Origin of the sequence: Hyphomicrobium sp. MC1 (assembly GCF_000253295.1) — a bacterium.
GTDB lineage: Bacteria > Pseudomonadota > Alphaproteobacteria > Rhizobiales > Hyphomicrobiaceae > Hyphomicrobium_B.
Genome location: NC_015717.1, coordinates 856,085 through 874,356, shown reverse-complemented (window position 1 = coordinate 874,356; position 18,272 = coordinate 856,085). Strand labels below are relative to the sequence as shown.

18 protein-coding genes are annotated in these 18,272 nt (G+C 59.1%); 8 read left to right on the top strand and 10 right to left on the bottom strand.

The features are described 5' to 3' along the window. The first annotated feature begins 6 nt into the window (after window positions 1-6). Together HYPMC_RS04135 and HYPMC_RS04130 are read left to right on the top strand one after the other, a co-directional pair. Complete coding sequence (locus HYPMC_RS04135; RefSeq protein WP_013946541.1) at window positions 7-1,251, top strand: DUF3419 family protein; 1,245 nt, start codon at window positions 7-9, stop codon at window positions 1,249-1,251. Window positions 1,252-1,258: 7 nt separating this feature from the next. After that, window positions 1,259-1,930 (top strand): class I SAM-dependent methyltransferase, encoded by a 672-nt coding sequence (locus HYPMC_RS04130; protein WP_013946540.1) that lies wholly within the window; start codon window positions 1,259-1,261, stop codon window positions 1,928-1,930. 14 nt (window positions 1,931-1,944) lie between these two features. Here HYPMC_RS04130 and HYPMC_RS04125 read toward each other — a convergent pair whose 3' ends face one another. The 3 genes from HYPMC_RS04125 to HYPMC_RS24110 all read right to left on the bottom strand — a co-directional run bounded on the left by HYPMC_RS04125 (window position 1,945) and on the right by HYPMC_RS24110 (window position 3,455). Next, on the bottom strand, window positions 1,945-2,127 hold the full coding sequence (locus tag HYPMC_RS04125; protein ID WP_013946539.1) for a hypothetical protein: 183 nt from the start codon (window positions 2,125-2,127) through the stop codon (window positions 1,945-1,947). Window positions 2,128-2,315: 188 nt separating this feature from the next. Continuing rightward, window positions 2,316-3,062: a hypothetical protein gene (locus HYPMC_RS23090; RefSeq protein WP_050976855.1), complete on the bottom strand. Its 747-nt coding sequence runs from the start codon at window positions 3,060-3,062 to the stop codon at window positions 2,316-2,318. Between the two features lie 249 nt (window positions 3,063-3,311). Next, the gene (locus tag HYPMC_RS24110; protein ID WP_155831185.1) at window positions 3,312-3,455 is read right to left on the bottom strand and encodes a hypothetical protein; all 144 of its coding nucleotides are present in this window, start codon (window positions 3,453-3,455) and stop codon (window positions 3,312-3,314) included. Between the two features lie 149 nt (window positions 3,456-3,604). On the opposite strand from HYPMC_RS24110, the gene HYPMC_RS24105 reads away from it, so the two are divergent. Together HYPMC_RS24105 and HYPMC_RS04105 are read left to right on the top strand one after the other, a co-directional pair. Further along, on the top strand, window positions 3,605-3,898 hold the full coding sequence (locus HYPMC_RS24105; RefSeq protein WP_024275457.1) for a hypothetical protein: 294 nt from the start codon (window positions 3,605-3,607) through the stop codon (window positions 3,896-3,898). A 26-nt stretch (window positions 3,899-3,924) separates the two neighbouring features. Beyond that, the gene (locus HYPMC_RS04105) at window positions 3,925-6,096 is read left to right on the top strand and encodes a glycosyltransferase (RefSeq protein ID WP_024275456.1); all 2,172 of its coding nucleotides are present in this window, start codon (window positions 3,925-3,927) and stop codon (window positions 6,094-6,096) included. A 131-nt stretch (window positions 6,097-6,227) separates the two neighbouring features. Here HYPMC_RS04105 and groL read toward each other — a convergent pair whose 3' ends face one another. The 3 genes from groL to HYPMC_RS04090 all read right to left on the bottom strand — a co-directional run bounded on the left by groL (window position 6,228) and on the right by HYPMC_RS04090 (window position 9,010). Beyond that, window positions 6,228-7,874 (bottom strand): chaperonin GroEL, encoded by a 1,647-nt coding sequence (groL, locus tag HYPMC_RS04100; protein ID WP_013946534.1) that lies wholly within the window; start codon window positions 7,872-7,874, stop codon window positions 6,228-6,230. 39 nt (window positions 7,875-7,913) lie between these two features. Next, a complete protein-coding gene (gene groES, locus HYPMC_RS04095) occupies window positions 7,914-8,228 on the bottom strand; it encodes a co-chaperone GroES (protein ID WP_013946533.1) in 315 nt (104 codons plus the stop codon). Window positions 8,229-8,680: 452 nt separating this feature from the next. Next, window positions 8,681-9,010, bottom strand: coding sequence for an H-NS family nucleoid-associated regulatory protein (locus tag HYPMC_RS04090; RefSeq protein WP_024275455.1), 330 nt, complete (start codon window positions 9,008-9,010; stop codon window positions 8,681-8,683). A gap of 699 nt (window positions 9,011-9,709) precedes the next feature. Between HYPMC_RS04090 and HYPMC_RS04085 the strand changes: the two genes are divergently transcribed. Together HYPMC_RS04085 and HYPMC_RS04080 are read left to right on the top strand one after the other, a co-directional pair. Further along, window positions 9,710-10,300 (top strand): superoxide dismutase, encoded by a 591-nt coding sequence (locus HYPMC_RS04085; protein ID WP_013946531.1) that lies wholly within the window; start codon window positions 9,710-9,712, stop codon window positions 10,298-10,300. Between the two features lie 237 nt (window positions 10,301-10,537). Then, window positions 10,538-11,794 (top strand): patatin-like phospholipase family protein, encoded by a 1,257-nt coding sequence (locus HYPMC_RS04080; protein WP_244420973.1) that lies wholly within the window; start codon window positions 10,538-10,540, stop codon window positions 11,792-11,794. A gap of 74 nt (window positions 11,795-11,868) precedes the next feature. Here the strand turns inward: HYPMC_RS04080 and HYPMC_RS04075 are convergent, their stop codons facing one another. Further along, complete coding sequence (locus tag HYPMC_RS04075; RefSeq protein ID WP_013946529.1) at window positions 11,869-12,165, bottom strand: DUF4236 domain-containing protein; 297 nt, start codon at window positions 12,163-12,165, stop codon at window positions 11,869-11,871. 126 nt (window positions 12,166-12,291) lie between these two features. Continuing rightward, on the bottom strand, window positions 12,292-13,731 hold the full coding sequence (locus tag HYPMC_RS04070) for a helicase HerA-like domain-containing protein (protein ID WP_013946528.1): 1,440 nt from the start codon (window positions 13,729-13,731) through the stop codon (window positions 12,292-12,294). 219 nt (window positions 13,732-13,950) lie between these two features. Here HYPMC_RS04070 and HYPMC_RS04065 point away from each other — a divergent pair, with 219 nt between their 5' ends. Further along, window positions 13,951-15,825: a methylmalonyl-CoA mutase subunit beta gene (locus HYPMC_RS04065; RefSeq protein ID WP_013946527.1), complete on the top strand. Its 1,875-nt coding sequence runs from the start codon at window positions 13,951-13,953 to the stop codon at window positions 15,823-15,825. A gap of 27 nt (window positions 15,826-15,852) precedes the next feature. Continuing rightward, window positions 15,853-17,193, top strand: a complete 1,341-nt coding sequence (locus HYPMC_RS04060; protein WP_013946526.1) for a chloride channel protein — start codon at window positions 15,853-15,855, stop codon at window positions 17,191-17,193. Between the two features lie 26 nt (window positions 17,194-17,219). On the opposite strand, the gene HYPMC_RS04055 is transcribed toward HYPMC_RS04060, so the two are convergent. Both HYPMC_RS04055 and HYPMC_RS04050 read right to left on the bottom strand, forming a co-directional pair. Further along, a complete protein-coding gene (locus HYPMC_RS04055; protein WP_013946525.1) occupies window positions 17,220-17,408 on the bottom strand; it encodes a hypothetical protein in 189 nt (62 codons plus the stop codon). Window positions 17,409-17,410: 2 nt separating this feature from the next. Then, entirely contained in the window at window positions 17,411-18,103 is a 693-nt protein-coding gene (locus HYPMC_RS04050) for a hypothetical protein (RefSeq protein WP_155831183.1), read from the bottom strand. Between the last annotated feature and the right edge of the window lie 169 nt (window positions 18,104-18,272).

Below are 18,272 nucleotides of genomic sequence, written 5' to 3'. Positions count from 1 at the left end.
TCCCACGTGAACGCGACCGCTAAAGCCCTCGAACCGACGAGCATCGATCTTCTGAGCGAAGCTGTGCACCAGAACCGTGCGCTGAGCCTCGCCGGTATCCTTGAGCGCACCTTCACCTTCGCCTTCCGTTCGATGGTCTACCCGCAGATATGGGAAGATCCGCGCGCCGACATGGACGCGCTCGAAATCACCCCGCAAACGCGCATCATGACGATTGCCTCCGGCGGCTGCAATGTCATGAGCTACCTGTCGGCCAATCCGGCGCGCATCTATGCCGTCGATCTCAACGCCACGCACATCGCGCTGCTCAAGCTGAAGGTCGCCGCAGCTCAGCATCTGCCGAACCACGCTACGTTCTATCGCTTCTTCGGCGCCGCCAACGACCGCCGCAACGTCGCCCTCTATAACGATCTCATCGCGCCGCATCTCGACGCCGATACCCGCGCCTATTGGGAAGGCCGCGAGCTGACGGGCCGCCGCCGCATCACGCGCTTCGCGCGCAATTTCTATCATTTCGGGCTGCTCGGCCGCTTCATCGCGACAGGCCATCTCGCTGCGCGCGTGTTCGGCGCCAAACCGAAGCGTCTGCTTGAAGCCCGTTCGATCGAAGAGCAGCGCGAGATCTTTGCGCGCGACATCGGACCGGCCTTCAGCCATCCTGTCTTGCGCTGGATCACGTCAAACCGGGCGTCGCTGTTCGGCCTCGGCATTCCGCCGGTGCAGTATGACGCGCTTTCCGGCAGCGGCGCTCGCACGATGGCCGACGTTTTGAAGGAACGCGCCGAACGCCTGGCGACGGGCTTCGATCTGAAAGACAACTATTTCGCTTGGCAGGCATTCGGCCGCAGCTACGCAACGCAGGGCGAAGGCCCCTGCCCACCGTATCTCGAAAAAGCGAACTTCATGGCGATCAAGGCGCGCGCCAACCGAGTCGAGGTTGTTCACGACAACATGATCCGCTTCCTCTCCGGCGAGCCGGCCGAAAGCCTCGATCGCTATATCCTGCTCGATGCCCAGGACTGGATGGACGACGCAGCCTTGAATGCGTTGTGGGATCAAATCACCCGCACTGCGCGCCCCGGCGCCCGCGTCATCTTCCGCACCGCGGGCGAGGAAAGCATCCTGCCGGGCCGCGTCGCCGACGCGACGCTCGGCCAGTGGACCTATGACGCTGCCAAGTCCGCTGAGATCCACGCCAAGGATCGCTCGGCGATCTACGGCGGTTTCCACCTCTACATCAAGAACGCCTGATCGTCTTATGAGCGACGCCGCCGCAATGACCGAAAGCGCTGCGAGCGCCATGGATGGCATGTATCGCCATCAACGCTACATTTATGATTTCACACGACGCTACTATCTGATCGGCCGCGATCAGATGATCGCCGAGCTTGCGCCTCCGGTCGGCGGCACGGTGCTCGAAGTCGGCTGCGGTACGGCCCGCAATCTACTGCGCGCCGCGCGCCGCTATCCGCTTGCGAAGTTCTACGGTCTCGACGTTTCCGAAGAAATGTTGAAGACGGCGCGTGCCTCGATCGATCGCAGCCCGTTTCGCGACATCGTCACGATTGCCCAGGCAGACGCCACGACGTTCTCGGCGTCCGAACTTTTCGGTATCGCCAACATCGACCGCATCTTCATTTCATACGCACTGTCGATGATCCCGCCCTGGCAGGACGTCATCGCCCGCGCCGTCTCACAGCTCTCGCCAACGGGCGAACTGCACATCGTCGATTTCGGCACGATGGCGACCATGCCCTCCTTGGCGCGACGCGGCATGCGCGCGTGGCTGACGAAATTCAGCGTCACGCCACGTCAGGAGCTCGAAGACGTCGTGCGCGATGTCGCCCGGCACAGCGGCCGCAGCGCCGCTTTCCACCAAGGCCGCTTCGATTATGCAGCCCACGTCTGCATCGGTGCGAAGCTTTCGTAACGCCGCGTCGGCAACTAGCTGACGCGAGGCCCGAGAAGCTGCCGGAGCGCCAGCTCGATGCGCCGCCAGTCTTCTGCCGTGCGCTCGTCTCCGGTCTTTTCATAGCGACGAACCATCTGCGTCGCTTCTGCGAGCGCCTTGGCGCCCTGCACGTCGTAAAGCTTACGGGCATGATCATGGATTTCGACGGCATTCATGACAAAAGCCTCCCTGCGCTTTTTTGTTTGGCCCCAGTTGATCCAGGATTTGATCCAGGGGCGTGACAGTCGCTCCCAAAGCCTCAATCGGGGAACCACGCGCGAGCGTTCCACACTTCGCACCGCACGCAAAAGCCCCAGCGCGAGCACCAGGGCTTTCGTAATTATCACAATCGCATGATTGCGATTTATTCCGCCGGCGGGGCGGCAGCCGGTGCTTCGGCCGGATGCGCCGCGCCGTTGGGCATGACGGCGGCCGCAACAGGTTTATCGTCTTGCGCCTCCGGTGCCGCTTCTTCCGGAGCTTCGCCGGCGTCTGCCTCCGGAGCAGCCTCTTCGGCTGGTGCGGCCTCGGCCGCCTCTGCTGCTGCCGGAGCGGCTTCCCCCACCGGAGCCTCAGGAGCAGCAGCCTCTGCCTCGGGAGCCGCTTCTTCGGCGGCCTCCGCGACAGGCACTTCAGCTTCGGCAGACGCTTCGATCGCAACCTCCGCCGTTTCCGTAGCTTCGGCTGCGGGTTCCTCTGCCGCCGCCTCAACTGGTGCTTCAGGCGCCTCCGCAGGAGCCTCCGGCGCAGCCTCAGCGGCTGGCTCCTCCATCGAAGCTTCTGCGGTTTCGACGACAGCGGCCTCAACCACGTCTTCGACCGTCGGTTCAGCCGCCGCTTCTTCAGCAGCAGCCTCCTCCGGCATTGCTTCTTCGGCAGCAGCAGCAGCCTCCGGAGCGGCTTCTTCGCATGCTGCCTCCTCTACGGCTGCCTCGGCCGGTTCGGCCTCCACAGCGTCGCTATTGGCGGCAACTGGCACAGCAAGAATTTCATCGAGCTCGCTGATCGCGCGCTCGACGGCTTTCATGGCCTTGAAGTCCGGCGTCGCCTCAATGCGCGCACGAACGTCATCGTGTAAGGTCTTGAGCTTGGACAGGATATCGGCCGACATCTTCTTCCCTTTTCTTAGTATTTTGAGAATAAGTTTCCGCTTCGCCTGCGCATGACTGAACATGCGGACGCTCATCTTCAAATTTTCCAGTAATGCGCAGTAATAAAGTACAGCAATTCGAGCCGACGCGAACGCCTGCGACAGATTGTGCACAGCTATAAATTGTATCGGGCTGGAGGGAGCGCACCTTACCGCAGCCCAACTCAGCGTCCTCGATCCGCGCCCGCTCTCCTGAAGATATCTTCGGTGTCACTTGCTTGTAATGAGCGCATCAAAGAATAGACCGCTCGATGTTTTGACGTCCGCCGCTGGCGTTCCCGACATGAGCAGGCTCGGAATTCTCTTAGAGACCGCCCAGATCGTTCGCGCCGCCGTATCCAAATCCCCGTTCATGCGCCCTCCACGCGCCGTGAGTTCGGCGCCAAGTGGCTCGCGCACCAGACTGCATCAGTTTTTTTCTAAACCGCTTGCCTTCGGCGCGTCGGGATTTTAGTCTTTGTGCGGATATTCTGCCTAATGCATATTATTTGGGGGTTTTTCAAATGCCGGTTACCAAAAAATTTCGACGTTGGTTGTTGAAGCCGCTCACAAAAAAGATCGAGCGGACAGTCGACAAGCGCGTAGCCATGTTTTCGCACTCATTTGAAAATGCCCAACAGCATGCTGAAAATTTAGCGCGTAATGCGCAGCTGGAGCGCGAATTCGTCCGCTTAATGGCATTGACAAGAAAATTTCATCCCGTCGTCACCAGGATTGCCCCATGCGCCTCCTCTTCGACGTTCGATTTGCTCAACATCAAAGTCGACGCGGTATCGGCCGATACATATTTGGATTAATTGACGCTCTGCGCGTCGACGGCCGATTGAAGATTTCGCTCCTCGAAGATCGCGGCGCGACAGCCCTTGATAGATCGACAATTTTCGTCGACGAACTCTCGGCGATAGACGAAGATTATTTCGATTTTTTCTGCCTGCCGAGCTATTTTCCGGACAACTGGGCCAACCACGAGGGACGCCTTGGATTCTTATTGCCACATCAAGCGCTAAGAATTAGCCGCTCGGTTGTCGGGATCGGCCACGACCTGATCCCAGATATTTTTCCTGATATCTATTTCAGCACGAGGCCCGACCTGCACGATTTATTTCGCCTTGGCGAAACAATCGCGTCACAAATCTCATCTCACACCTTCTGCAACAGCGTGACGACTGCAACCGATTTCGCAAAGTATGCAGGCTGTGCACCCACCGCCCTAACCGTGATTTACGGCGGCGTGGATATTGCAAAATGGTCGGCTGCGCATTGCTATCCGCCGACTGAGAACGTTGTTTATGTCGGCGGCGACGAATACCGCAAAAACCTCGATGGCGCGATTGCGGGCTTCGCTGCATTCAAGAAAATAAGACCAGAGTCTCGAGCAAAGCTCATTATCATCGGAAATATTCACGAACCCTCACGCTCCCGACTTGATAAATTGATCGAAGATCTTCTCTTGCCGCCGACCGACGTCTCGATGACGGGGTTTGTCGATGAGCACGATCTCGTCAGACTTGTAAAATCTGCCCGCATGACCGTATTTCCTTCGTTATATGAAGGCCTCGGATTGCCAATCCTCGAGAGCTTGGCCGCGGGTGTTCCTTGCGCAGCATCGAACGTAAGCTCTACGGCGGAACTCGTTCCGCCCGAGCACCAGTTCGATCCACGCGATCCCCGGTCCATAGCCAAGGCCCTCGACCTTCTTCTCCATGACGAAAACGAGAGAAGCCGTTCGATCGCCGCAGGACAGGAATTACTTTCTAAAGTGAATTGGACGCGCGCTGCGAGCACCATGATCGAGACGTTGCTCCGTATCCGCGTCACAGATCGACAACTCAAGAGATCGAAAAGCCGACGTGTTGCTGTATTCAGCTGCACCCCACCCGATCGAAGCGGAATTGCAACGAATTCAGCGAAGGTCTTTGGCGACGCCGACCTATTTGACCTGTTCACGGATGTGGCGTCTCCGCAAGATTTGTCTCTGCGTGAACGCGAGACACAGAAGATAGCGGGCCGTCAGGTTTCGTTATGGCCGATCTGCGCGTTCGACGATCTCGATGAGGCCGAGCGCTACGACCGTGCTGTTTATGTACTCGGTAATTCACATCACAATTTGCCGGTACTTCAGGCACTCATGAACCATAAAGGTAATCGCGCCGCCAAAACCGTCTACCTGCACGACGGTCGATTGGAAAATATTTGGTTCTGGTACTGCGGCCGATCACTGGAGACGATGCGTACGCTGTTCTCGATGTTCTATCCATTGGCGCAGCTGAAGAGTTGCGGAACCCATAACGAGTTCCCTGATGTAGGCATGAGAGGAATTCGCCCGCTCATACTCGGGGCTGGCATCAGACACATCGTTGTGAATTCCGAGCGCGCCAAAAAGGCGATTGAATACGATATTGCTTGCGAATTCGATGTACGCGTGGATATCGCCCATCATACAATCGATCGCATCGAGGCTAACGCCATCCCGCCGTTCTCGCGCAGACGAGATGAACTGATCATCGGCACGTTTGGCATTCCAGATAACATTAAAGGCACGGACCGCGTCATTGCTGCCGTTCGAGAAATAAATAGATCTCGGCCTGCGCGGCTTGCGATCGTGGGCTGGCGCGCTAACGAATATGCGTGCAACTGCATCAGCCCGGAAGATCGCAACATCGTCGAGATCGTTGACTCTCCGAACGACGCCGAATTGCATCGTTGGATGAAGGCGGTCGATGTGGCTGTTCAGTTGCGCATGATCCAATATGGCGAAAGCTCGGGTGTCCTCGCCCAGCTCGTCGGTGTTGGCAAGAAGCCAATTGCATCGACAAACCTCATCGACCCAGCACTGGCGGATCACACGATTGCCGTCGATCGTGAAATTCCTCCGGAGCAACTAGCCGAGGAAATTTTGAACGCACGCCATGTAATCGGAACATATGACGGCCTCGAAAAATTTTCGTCTGCTTCGCTTGGAAATTGGTTCGCGAGCCACTTCTCAACGAATTGAACGAACCCCTTTCAAGCTCTCGACGCACAAAAAAGCCCCGCATCACTGCGGGGCTTTTGATTTTCGTGGAACGATAGCGCCTTCCGGCCGGCTCCGCGAAGCGGAGTCGGAAGGCGCCAGCGAAAACTTCCTTAGAAGTCCATTCCGCCCATGCCGCCCATGCCGCCGCCGGGAGCGCCGTGCGAGTGTCCAGCGTCCTTCTTCGGCACGTCGGCGATCATGGCTTCCGTCGTGATCAGCAGGCCCGAAACCGAAGCGGCATCCTGCAGCGCGCAACGCACGACCTTCGTCGGGTCGATGACGCCCTGCGAGTACAGATCGCCGTACTCGTGTGACTGAGCGTTGTACCCGTAAGCGTACTTCGAGTTCTCGAGGATCTTGCCGACGATCACCGAACCGTCTTCACCGGCGTTGGTCGAGATCTGGCGAGCCGGAGCCTGCAGCGCCTTGCGGACGATGTTGATGCCGACCTTCTGGTCGTCGTTCTCAGGCTTCAGCGAGTCGAGAGCCTTCGCAGCGCGGAGAAGCGCAACGCCGCCGCCCGGGACGATGCCCTCTTCGACGGCTGCGCGCGTTGCGTGCAGAGCGTCGTCGACGCGGTCCTTGCGCTCTTTAACTTCGACTTCCGTCGCGCCGCCAACCTTGATGACGGCAACGCCGCCAGCGAGCTTGGCAAGACGCTCCTGGAGCTTCTCACGGTCGTAGTCCGAGGACGTTTCCTCGATCTGCGCCTTGATCTGCTTCACGCGCGCTTCGATGTCGGCCTTCTTGCCCGAACCATCGACGATCGTCGTGTTTTCCTTGTCGATCGTCACCTTCTTGGAGCGGCCGAGCATCTGCAGCGTAACCGTCTCGAGCTTGATGCCGAGATCTTCCGAGATCACCGTACCGCCCGTCAGGACTGCAATGTCTTCCAGCATGGCCTTGCGGCGATCGCCGAAGCCCGGAGCCTTGACGGCAGCAACCTTGAGGCCGCCACGCAGCTTGTTGACGACGAGCGTCGCGAGAGCTTCGCCTTCGACGTCTTCAGCGATGATGAGGAGCGGCTTGCCCGACTGGACGACGGCTTCGAGAACCGGAAGCATCGCCTGGAGACCCGAAAGCTTCTTCTCGTGGATGAGAATGTAGGGGTTCTCAAGCTCCGCGATCATCTTGTCGGCGTTGGTAATGAAGTACGGCGACAGGTAACCACGATCGAACTGCATGCCTTCGACGACATCGAGTTCGAAATCGAGCGTCTTGGATTCTTCGACCGTGATGACGCCTTCCGAACCGACCTTGTCCATCGCTTCGGCAATCTTCTTGCCGACGATTTCGTCGCCGTTCGCCGAGATCGTGCCGACCTGAGCGATCTGATCCTTCGCGACCTTCTTCGAGTTGGTCTTGAGGTCTTCGACGATGGCCTGAACGGCGAGGTCGATACCGCGCTTCAGGTCCATCGGGTTCGAGCCGGCAGCAACCGACTTCGCGCCTTCGCGAACGATAGCCTGGGCAAGAACCGTTGCCGTCGTCGTGCCGTCACCGGCGAGGTCGGCCGTCTTCGAGGCGACCTCTTTGAGCATCTGCGCGCCCATATTCTCGAACTTGTCTTCGAGCTCGATTTCCTTCGCGACCGTCACACCGTCCTTGGTGATGCGCGGTGCGCCGAACGACTTCTCGATAACGACGTTGCGACCCTTCGGGCCGAGCGTGACTTTCACGGCGTTGGCAAGAATGTCGACACCACGCAGCATGCGCTCGCGGGCGTCTTGGGCAAACTTGACGTCTTTAGCTGCCATGTTGAGCAACTCCTAAGCTTGGCAAATAGGGGGATAAAATTAAGCGGCGGCCTTGGACTTTGCCGGGGCCGAGAGAACGCCGAGAATGTCGCTCTCTTTCATGATCAGGAGATCTTCGCCGTCGATCTTGACTTCGCTGCCCGACCACTTGCCGAACAGAACACGATCGCCGACCTTGACGTCGAGGGGAACGACCTTGCCCGCTTCATCGCGAGCGCCGGGGCCAACGGCCACAACTTCGCCCTGCTGGGGCTTTTCCTTGGCGGTGTCGGGGATGATGATCCCGCCTGCAGTCTTTGCTTCTTCCTCAATGCGTTTCACGACGACACGATCGTGGAGAGGACGGAACGCCATGGGGGTAACCTCATGATTTGGCTAGACGATTTGTCTTTTGTTCGCAGCCTAGGATGCCAGGCCGCAGGCAACGGGCATTGCTGTCCGCCGGTGCACTGCGAGCAGGATCGCTGACGAGCCCGAACGCGACGGATATATGGTCCGTACTGTTAGCACTGTCAATACTTGAGTGCTAAAACGTGATCCATTAGTATGGCGTTCGGGTTATTGAACGCTGCAATGGCGCGGGGCCATGGCGGCCCGTGCCGCCATCCGATGGCCGGGCCAAAAGTTGCAACAACAAAGCGGTCGCAGCTCGCAATTACAAATCGCGCGCGATGTTTATATCGCGCGACAACTTGAAATCCATTTTTCTGAAGAGCGGGCTCGCGCAATTCATTTATCGCAAACAGTTATTCTGCGATGCGAATTGCGCATTTTCCTCAGTTGCCCCGTCGTACAATTTCGCGGCATCAAATCGCGAAATCGGCAAGCTTGGCACCTTTCCTAAGCCGTTCGACCAGCCAGTTCGGCTTACGACCGCGCCCCGTCCAGGTATCGGCTTTATTTTCAGGATTGGCGTATTTCGCAACGCCGATCGACTTGCCTTTTACTGCGCCGCGTCCGCGGCTTGCACCAAATAATTCGGCCACGGAAAATCCGTGTGTTTCTGCAAGATCCGCGACTTTCTTTTTTAGTTCGGTGCGTTCCCGGTCCCGAGCGGCGGCGATCGCCTTCTGAACTTTCGTTTCAAGGTCGACAAGCTCCTTGAGGGAAAGTTTGTCGACATTGATCGTCGCCATAGATTTTACTTTTCGCATCACCAACGACAACCTCTACTAGATTTCCTGCCCGCCGGTGTAATCACATCCCGACCCCTGCGCAGCAGGAATCTCCGAGATGTGTCACCGTGTCAACGCAACCTCATAAATACTCGTGAATATTCCGCAAACGAGAAATGGCGGATCACATATTTTTCAATGCCGCCAATTCATTAGTTTAAGCGGAGCGATATCACCACCTAAAACGCGCCTACAAACAAACGCTCAGGCTGAGAAATAGCACGAGATCTTTCCAACGAATTCAGCCTTCTTAACAGCCGTGTCCTTACCGGATCGCAATCGGAAATCGTGTTCTTCCAATAATACCCGCAAACAATCCGTGTAGATACTAAAATACAAATTTTTGCATTGATGGCAAAAAAAAGAAATTGCGGCTGGCATTCTTTGCCGCGATCTTGAAGGCTCTCACGGCATTCAAATTATTAAATTGTTGACTTTATCTGGATCGCAGCGCGGTGAATTTGAAGTCCAGCGTCCGCCATTAAATCTCTCCCACCATCCGGAAGATCGATATGCGAACGACGAAAATCGCCGATTGGTGTCGGCGCAGTGGAACTGCATCGCCAACCGCGGGTTCAGCCTTCGACTTGTGTAAGCTGGTTTCAAAAGCTACGTTCCCGCGGCTTTCAATCCACCCCGCAACATTATGAGTGGCCGTCTATGACGCTGAAATTACCCGATCTTCCTTATGCCTATGACGCTCTCACGCCGTTCATGTCGGCCGAGACGCTCGAGTTCCACCACGACAAGCATCACTTGGCGTATGTCGAAAACGGCAACAAGCTGCTTGCTGGCTCGAAGTACGAGGGCCAGTCGCTCGAAGATATCGTCAAGAACGCTTACGCGGATAAAGTTGCTGGCCTCATCAACAACGTTGGCCAGCACTATAACCATCTGCATTTCTGGCAGTGGATGAAGAAGGGCGGCGGCGGCAACAAGCTGCCGGGCAGCGTCCAGAAGCTCGTCGACGGTTACGGCGGCTTCGACAAGGTGCGCAACGACTTCATCGAAGCCGGCAAGGGCCAGTTCGGCTCGGGCTGGGCTTGGCTTGCGGTAAAGGACGGCAAACTTGAAGTCGTCAAAACGCCGAACGGTGAAAACCCGCTGATGTACGGCTCCAAGCCGATCCTCGGCGTCGATGTTTGGGAGCACAGCTACTACATCGACTACCGCAACGCTCGTCCGAAGTACCTCGAGGCCTGGTTCGACAACCTCGTCAACTGGGAGCACGTCGAGGCTCTCGTCGGCTAAGTGTAAAACCTCGAAATGTTCGATTGGCGCCGGCATTGCTTTCAATGCTGGCGCCAATGCATGTGTGGCACTCGATCAAACCCGGCGTTCGAACTGATGCGCGGAAGCCACTCAAAGGTCCGCCAAATCAGAGACTTGCCTCCACAGCTCGCTTCGCGCCGTTGCCGTCGCCTTGTCCGTGCCCTAAAGCTCATACAGTACGCGGATATTGTGCGGGGGCGGGGGATCCGAGTGTTCGTGCCGAGATTGCACGTTGCTGTCACGTTGATCTTCGCGCTCGTTCTCACCGGGTGCGCGACAATTATGACGCGCAACGGGATTTCCAGCGCCTCCCTCGCCGAAACTGCGGAAATCCCGGGCATGCCCGGCGTTCGCTTCTGGGGCGATGAAGTTCCAAAAGATCCTATCGCCGAAATCCGGCGGCGCACTGCGCATATGCCCAAGCTAGGTAAGAACACGAGAACCGTAGCCGGCCGCAAAGTCGTCGATACGCTCGCACTTTCAGGCGGCGGTTCCGACGGTGCATTCGGCGCGGGCGTCCTCGCCGGCTGGACGAAGCGCGGCGACCGTCCGGAATTCCAGGTCGTAACGGGCGTCAGCGCCGGGGCGATCATTGCGCCGTTCGCCTTTCTCGGGCCGTCCGAAGACGAAAAGCTTCACGCCATCTGGACGCAATACAAACAGGATCAAGTCGCGACGCCAGAAATTCTGTCAGGTCTTTTCGGCGGCCCTGCTCTTTCGAGCACCGCTCCCCTGCAGAACCTCATCGCGCACTATGTCGATGAAAAATTTCTCGACCGGATCGCTGCGCAATACAAGCGCGGTCGCGTTCTCTTGGTCCTGACGACGAACCTCGATGCCCAGCGCCCCGTTGTTTGGAACATGGGCGAAATCGCCCTCAAAAGATCGCCCCAAGCGATCGAGCTGTTTCGCAAGGTCATCCTAGCGTCCGCCGCTATTCCGGCCGCCTTCCCGCCGGTCAAGATTGAAGTCGTCGCCGACGGCAGAATGTATGACGAGTTACACGTTGACGGGGGCACCACCCGCGAAGTCTTCATCAGCCCGGTCGATGCGCCCATCAAAGCTTTCGACGTTCTTTACGATCAGCCGCCGATCCGCCGCTACTTCATTATAAAGAACGGCAAAGCCACCCCGGACCAGGAAGTCGTAAAGCCGACGACGCTACAGATCGCCGGCCGCTCGATTTCGACGCTCATCAAGAGCCAGAACATGGGCGAGGTCTATCACATCTACCGCGTTGCGCTTGATGGTGGCGCCGATTTCAACTTCCTGGCTGTGCCGCCATCGTTCGATTACAAGACCAAAGAAATCTACGATCCTAAGTATCAGGCAGCTCTCTATGCCAAGGGCGTCCAGGTCGGCCGCAGCGGCATATGGCTGAAGCATCCGCCGGGTGTGGCGCCGATCGGAGTCGATGGTCAGCAGCCCCGCCCAAGTCTGCCCGAACCGGTTGCGGCTGCGGGCAACGGCTAAGACAAACCACCATCCGCTAAAACAAAAGCGCCAGCTTTCGCTAGCGCTTCTCATCCACTGAACTTGGCTGCAGTTCAGAACCAGCGCGGTTGCCACCAATGCAGCAGCGTTTTCACAGCGTCCGGCGCGACCAGATAGGTAATACCGACGATGGCAACGGCCGCCACAACCAACAGCAGGATCGCAAGGCTCACTGGAGCGCGATAGCTAAGACCCGTACCCGGAATGCCGAACGTCACCACCGGCCCCTGCTTCCCGACATTCAGCGTCGCGCCGTTGCCGCCGACACTGCTGCTGACACCGGTCTTACTAAGATTGATGCGAACGCCGGGAAGAATTGTAAATGTCTTGCGAAACCGGAAATATCCCATCTCAGTCTCCTCGTCGGCGCCTGCCGGTTAAGTCATCCAATTTACGCGCCACGGTACTCGCGTTTTGCGAATCTCCGAAAAAACCTAATGGCTCCAATTGTGACTTTCAACGGATTCGCTCCGCTGTCAGCCTTTACCGCCAAAAAGACCGGGAAAGACTTTCTTGGCGCTGTGCTTGAGCTGTCCCAGCATCGTGCTGCGATCCTGCAAGCGCTCGTGTGCTGATTCGCGATCGAGGCCCTTGGCGTATTTCTTGACGTTGTCGCTATCAGCTTCGATGAGCTTCTTCCTCTCGTCTGCCGTGAGCGGCCCGACGCGCGACATCGGCGGCCGGATCAACGTCCGCTCGACCATCGACGGTTCGCCCTTGCCGCGCAGTAACGAGACCAGCGCTTCACCGACACGAAGCTCCTGAATGGCGCGTTCGGTATCGATGCTCGGATTGGACCGGAACGTCTCGGCAGCAGCGCGGATCGCTTTCTGCTCCCTCGGCGTGAAAGCGCGCAACGCGTGCTGAATTCGGTTGCCGAGCTGCGCCGAGACGCGATCGGGAACGTCGCTCGGGCTCTGCGTCACATAATAGACGCCGACGCCTTTCGAACGGATCAGCCGCGACACGCGTTCGACCTGTTCGAGCACCGCTTTCGGCGCGTCGTTGAACAGTAAATGCGCTTCGTCGAACAGGAACACGAGCTTGGGCTTTTCGAGATCGCCCACCTCCGGCAGCTTCTCGAAAAGCTCGGTCAACAGCCAAAGCAGGAACGTCGCGTAAAGGCGCGGCGTGTTCATCAGCTTTTCAGCCGCAAGCACGTTGACGACGCCGCGACCGTCCGCATCGACCTTCAGAAAATCCATGATGTCGAGCGCAGGCTCACCGAAAAACCGGTCGGCGCCTTGCTCTTCGAGAACCAGGAGACGGCGCTGGATAACGCCGACCGTTGCGGGCGCGATGTGTCCGTATTTACTGCGCAACGTCGAGGCTTTCTTGCCCATCTCGTCGATGACCGCGCGCAGATCCTGCAGATCGAGGATCGTCATTTTCGCGTCACCGGCCGCCCGTTCGTCCTCCGCCCAGCGGAACGCGATATTGAGCACGCCTTCCTGCGGCTCGGTCAGCTCCATCAATCGCGAGAGCAACAACGGTCCCATTTCCTGCACGGTCGCGCGAACGGGATGGCCGTCTTTACCGAAGATGTCCCAGAACGCCGTCGGGAACGACGTGTTGCCGTAGTTCGTCAGCCCGATTTCTTTCGCCCGCTCGACGAGCTTCGGCGCAGGCGTACCCTTTGCAGCGATACCCGAAAGATCGCCCTTGATGTCGGAAGCAAAAACCGGAACGCCGGCCGCTGAGAAGCCTTCGGCCAGCACCTGAAGCGTAACGGTCTTGCCGGTACCAGTCGCGCCTGTGATAAGACCATGCCGGTTGGCCAGCGCAAGCTCGATACATTCCGCCGCCGGTTCGTGGCCTGACTTGCTGACACCAATGAGGATCAAGCCATCTTGGACATAGTCGCGAGGATCGGCGACCGCTTCGCCACTGTCCTCGGGCCCATGCTTGCCGGTCATAGTGCCTCCTCGCGTATCGAAACGGCCGACTCGCGCGGCGGCCATTCCTGCCGTGATGCCACGCCCGTCCAGCCGACGCAAACGTCAACCTAGCCTCGCCCCAGCGCGGCAATTCGGCCAAGCCACATAGCAATTTCAGGCTCGCACGAACTGCTTTAGGGGGTATACCGGAAAGATACCCTATCGATAACGCCCCTAATGATTTGGGAACCAAGTTGTATGACGACCCGGACGCAAGATTTGCATTTCGCCCAGGATTTTCCGGCCGCCAATATCGATGAATGGCGCGCCCTCGTCGAAAAGGCGCTGAAAGGCGCCGATTTCGAGAAACGGCTTGTCAGCCGCACGGCCGACGGTCTGAAGATCGAGCCGCTCTATACCCGCCGCGACGCGCTTCAAAGCACGGTAAACGAGCTGCCAGGCAAGCCCCCGCTCACCCGCGGCATGAGGCCCGCACGTGATGGCCTCGGCTGGGACATTCGCACCTTCCACATCGAGTCCGACCCTAAAGCGGCGAACAAGGCAATTCTGGAAGATCTCGAAGGCGGCGTGACATCCGTCGCACTTCAGGTCTGCGGCGACGGCCTGCCCGCCACCAAGGACGCATTCGCCGAGGCGCTCGCGGGCGTCCTGCTTGACGTTTGCCCCATCGTCCTTGTTGCCGGAGAAAACGTCTTCGACGCTGCCCTCGCGCTGATGGCGGAATGGGACGCAAAAGGCATTAAGCCTGCCGAACGCCAGGGCTCGTTCGGCGCCGATCCGCTCGGCACGCTGGCGATGACCGGCCGCTTGTCGGAACCGGTCGAGACGGCGCTCGCACGCGCCGTCGCCTTGATGAAGACGACGATGGCGTCACCGCGCGTTCAGGTCATGACGGCCGATGGCGTCCCGGCTCACGTCGCAGGCGCCAGCGAAGCGCAAGAGCTTGCGTTCATGCTGTCGGCGCTCGTTGCTTATTTGCGTGCAGCGGACATGGGTGGCATCGCTCCTGCCGAAGCACTCCCGAAAATCAACGTCGCGCTTGCAGCCGACATCGATGAATTCTCCACAATCGCAAAATTGCGCGCGGCGCGTCACCTCATCTGGCGCGTTGCAGACGCTTGCGGCGCAGGCGATGCGGCATCTGCCGTCACACTCAATTGCCCGACGTCCTATCGCATCATGGCGAAGCGCGATCCGTGGACGAACATCCTACGCACGACGATCGCATGCGCAGGCGCTGCTCTCGGTGGTGCCGACGCCATCGTCGTGCTGCCCTTCACGTTCGCACTTGGCAAGCCCGATGCATTCGCGCGCCGCGTTGCGCGCAACATCCAGATCGTCTGCCAGGAAGAAAGCCACCTCGGCCGCGTCAATGACCCGGCAGGCGGTTCCTGGTACGTCGAGAACCTGACCGACGACATGACGAAGAAAGCTTGGGAAATTTTCCAGGATATCGAAGCCCGCGGCGGCCTTCTCGCCTGCCTGCAATCGGGCTTCGTGCAAGAAATGATCGCGAAGACGGCGGAAACGCGCGCCAAGTCGGTCGCAACGATCCGTCAGGAATTGACGGGTGTGAATGCGTTTCCGCTGCTCGGCGACGATGGCGTTCATGCCGATCCGTGGCCGGCAGCTTCGGCGCCAACGGCGAATGCCGCCGTCGAGATCGCGCCGCTGAAACCGCATCGCCTCGGCGAAGCGTTCGAAGCGCTGCGCGACGCGGCGGACGCACACGGCGGCTTCAACCTCTTCCTCGCCAGCATGGGCGAGATCGTCGATCACAACATCCGCACGACGTGGACGAAAAACTACCTCGCGGCGGGCGGCATCGCGACGCTCGTCAGCGACGGCTACAAGACGCCCGAGTCTGCAGCCGAAGCCTTCCGTAAATCCGGAGCGACCGCCGCGTGCATCTGTTCGTCCGACGCGGTCAATGCCGCCCTTTCAGAACCGACGGCAAAAGCTCTGAAAGCCGCAGGCGCCAAACTCGTGCTCATGGCCGGTCGACCGGGCGACAACGAGGCAGCGCTCAAGGCCGCCGGCGTCGATCAGTTCCTGTTTGCCGGGGCCGATGCGGTCGCCACGCTGAAAGGCCTGCAAGACAAATTGGCCTGAGCGAAAAAGCCAAGGAAACGACGAGACGTGGATTCAAAAGTACAAGCCGCTCGCAAAGCGGCAATCCGTCGGAAATTGCATTTGCGCCGCTATAGGTATGTCAGCCTCTCGCGCCGCCTTTGGCTTCGCCGCTGCGTCTTCCTTCTCGGCGCCGTCTGCATCGGCCTTGCCGCGGTTGGCTTTGCCAAGCTCGCCGACGCGGCGCAGGACATCTACTACCGGATGCTGCACACCTCGCCGTGGCTGCCGCTGATCCTGTCGCCCATCGGCTTCGCCGTGCTCGCCTACATCACCGCACGCTGGTTCCCGGCATCTTCGGGAAGCGGCATTCCGCAGGTCATCGCCGCGCGGCGGAGCAAGATCGTCGCCTTCCGGAAACGCATTCTCGGCTGGCCGACGATGGTCGCAAAGATCATCATGACGACGATTGCACTGATCTTCGGCGCATCCGTCGGACGCGAAGGCCCGACTGTTCAGGTCGGTGCTTCGGTCATGTATGCGGTTGCCGGTTATGCCGGCATCGGACGACACAACGGCTTGGTCCTCGCAGGCTCGGCGGCTGGCATCGCCGCGGCGTTCAACGCGCCCATCGCCGGTATTCTCTTCGCCATCGAGGAGGTTGCCAAATCTTATGCCGGCCGCATCAACGAACTCGTCATCGCCTCTGTCGCGATCGCTGGCGGCGTGAGCTGGTTCATCCTCGGAAATTACGCTTATTTCGGTGTGGTCTCGGCCAATATGGCGCATGCCGCCGACTGGTCCGCTATCCCGATCTGCGCACTGCTGGGCGGCATCATGGGCGGCTTCTTTTCGCGCTCGCTCGTCGTACTCGTGCGCAAGCCGCCATCTTTCATCGCGATACTCCGCCGCCGTCCGGCCGTCTTCGCCGCCGTCTGCGGCCTCATCGTCGCGGTGCTCAGCATCGCAACGGGCGGATATGCGTCCGGCAACGGCTATATGGAAACGCATGCCGGACTGGTGGACGGCAATCACATTCCGTTCTGGTATGGGCCGTGCAAGCTCATCACGACGCTCCTGTCGTCGGCGAGCGGCATTCCCGGCGGTCTCTTTTCGCCGTCGCTTGCCGTCGGCGCCGGATTGGGCTCGATGGTCACGCCGATCTTCTCGTTCGTCGAACCGCGCGCCCTGATGCTGATGATGACCGTCGGCTACTTTGCCGCCGTCGTGCAATCGCCGCTCACCGCCGTCGTGATTGTGATGGAAATGACGAGCGACCGGAACATGGTCATTCCGCTGATGGCGACGTCGCTGCTCGCCGCAGGCATTTCGCGCCTTATCCAGCGTGAGCCGCTCTATCACGCGCTATCGCACGGCTTCAATCCGCTGCCGTCGGAACTGAAGAAATAGAACCGGAGGGGCACTTGCCCCTCCTTTCAGCATCCGCAAAAGATGCCGATGCACGACCTTTCGGTCTTTGCGCATTTCGAAATCAGCGGTTCCATCGACTGCCCCGGAATGCCGACCTGAAAATCCTTGTTGTTAGCACCGGCTTTTTCATCGGCACCCGCCTGCTGCGGCTGCTCGACGGCAGCTGTCTTGGTCGGCTGCGCTTCGCGCTCCACGACTATTCGATGCCGCGGGAGCCGGCGTTCACTTTGCTTTTTTTTTGAGCCAGAGCCGACATCGGCGGGGCTTCTTCCGCGGAGTCGATCATCATGCCGAGCCCCATCGCTGGCTGAAACTTTTTCGCCAAGCGTTCGCGGCCTGCGGATGCGACTTTGCGTTCGGCCTTATGCCGCTTCGACGTCGTCTCCGCCGTCTTACCGGGATAGCCGGTGATAATCTTCACGGGGTCCGCAACCGTCGTCGGGCGCCCGTTCGGATCGGGAACAGCCGGAACCGCCGGTTCTGCTGGCGCTTCTGAAATACTCGCGGTAACGACCGGTCGCGTGACGATAACGGACGCCGGTTTCTCAGGCGTAGCGGCAGCCATTTGCTGGTCGGGCTTACGCACTTCGATCTGTTGCGCGTCCGCCGGCTTCGCATCGCCGTTCAATGCAAATTTAGCGCTTAACTCCTCCGCCGCAATCCGCGCCGCCGGAGGATTCTGCGCGGCAAACGCCTGCATCGCCATAACGAACTCGCTGAAATTGACGACCGGAACGAACTCCGGAACCTTGATCGCCTGCGGACGCTGCTGCGCCGGCGGGATCGCATCGGCAGCATCGGCCGCGCCGCCGGATCCTAATCTCGTTGGAGTGGACAATGTCGACGCAACGATCGCGCCCAGAACCACTGAAACTGCCTTAAATCTCACGACGCACACCCCACGCGATACTCGATGGGACTGCTCGTCGACGCCGGCCCGCACCGGTGCCGCGGCACCCTTCAAAACACACACACACGGGCAAGGTAGCTTCGTACTCTAACCCCCCGTGCCCCAACGACTAATGAAACGCTAACAAAGGCAGGAGAATGGCACGCGC

What these genes read in the sequence shown, in the direction of transcription:
- HYPMC_RS04125 (WP_013946539.1), bottom strand. Translation starts at nt 2,127, where the DNA reads ATGAATGCCGTCGAAATCCATGATCATGCCCGTAAGCTTTACGACGTG.
- HYPMC_RS04130 (WP_013946540.1), top strand. Translation starts at nt 1,259, where the DNA reads ATGAGCGACGCCGCCGCAATGACCGAAAGCGCTGCGAGCGCCATGGAT.
- HYPMC_RS04090 (WP_024275455.1), bottom strand. Translation starts at nt 9,010, where the DNA reads ATGGCGACGATCAATGTCGACAAACTTTCCCTCAAGGAGCTTGTCGAC.
- HYPMC_RS04070 (WP_013946528.1), bottom strand. Translation starts at nt 13,731, where the DNA reads ATGACCGGCAAGCATGGGCCCGAGGACAGTGGCGAAGCGGTCGCCGAT.
- HYPMC_RS04075 (WP_013946529.1), bottom strand. Translation starts at nt 12,165, where the DNA reads ATGGGATATTTCCGGTTTCGCAAGACATTTACAATTCTTCCCGGCGTT.
- HYPMC_RS24105 (WP_024275457.1), top strand. Translation starts at nt 3,605, where the DNA reads ATGCCGGTTACCAAAAAATTTCGACGTTGGTTGTTGAAGCCGCTCACA.
- groES (WP_013946533.1), bottom strand. Translation starts at nt 8,228, where the DNA reads ATGGCGTTCCGTCCTCTCCACGATCGTGTCGTCGTGAAACGCATTGAG.
- HYPMC_RS24110 (WP_155831185.1), bottom strand. Translation starts at nt 3,455, where the DNA reads ATGAACGGGGATTTGGATACGGCGGCGCGAACGATCTGGGCGGTCTCT.
- HYPMC_RS04065 (WP_013946527.1), top strand. Translation starts at nt 13,951, where the DNA reads ATGACGACCCGGACGCAAGATTTGCATTTCGCCCAGGATTTTCCGGCC.
- HYPMC_RS23090 (WP_050976855.1), bottom strand. Translation starts at nt 3,062, where the DNA reads ATGTCGGCCGATATCCTGTCCAAGCTCAAGACCTTACACGATGACGTT.
- HYPMC_RS04085 (WP_013946531.1), top strand. Translation starts at nt 9,710, where the DNA reads ATGACGCTGAAATTACCCGATCTTCCTTATGCCTATGACGCTCTCACG.
- groL (WP_013946534.1), bottom strand. Translation starts at nt 7,874, where the DNA reads ATGGCAGCTAAAGACGTCAAGTTTGCCCAAGACGCCCGCGAGCGCATG.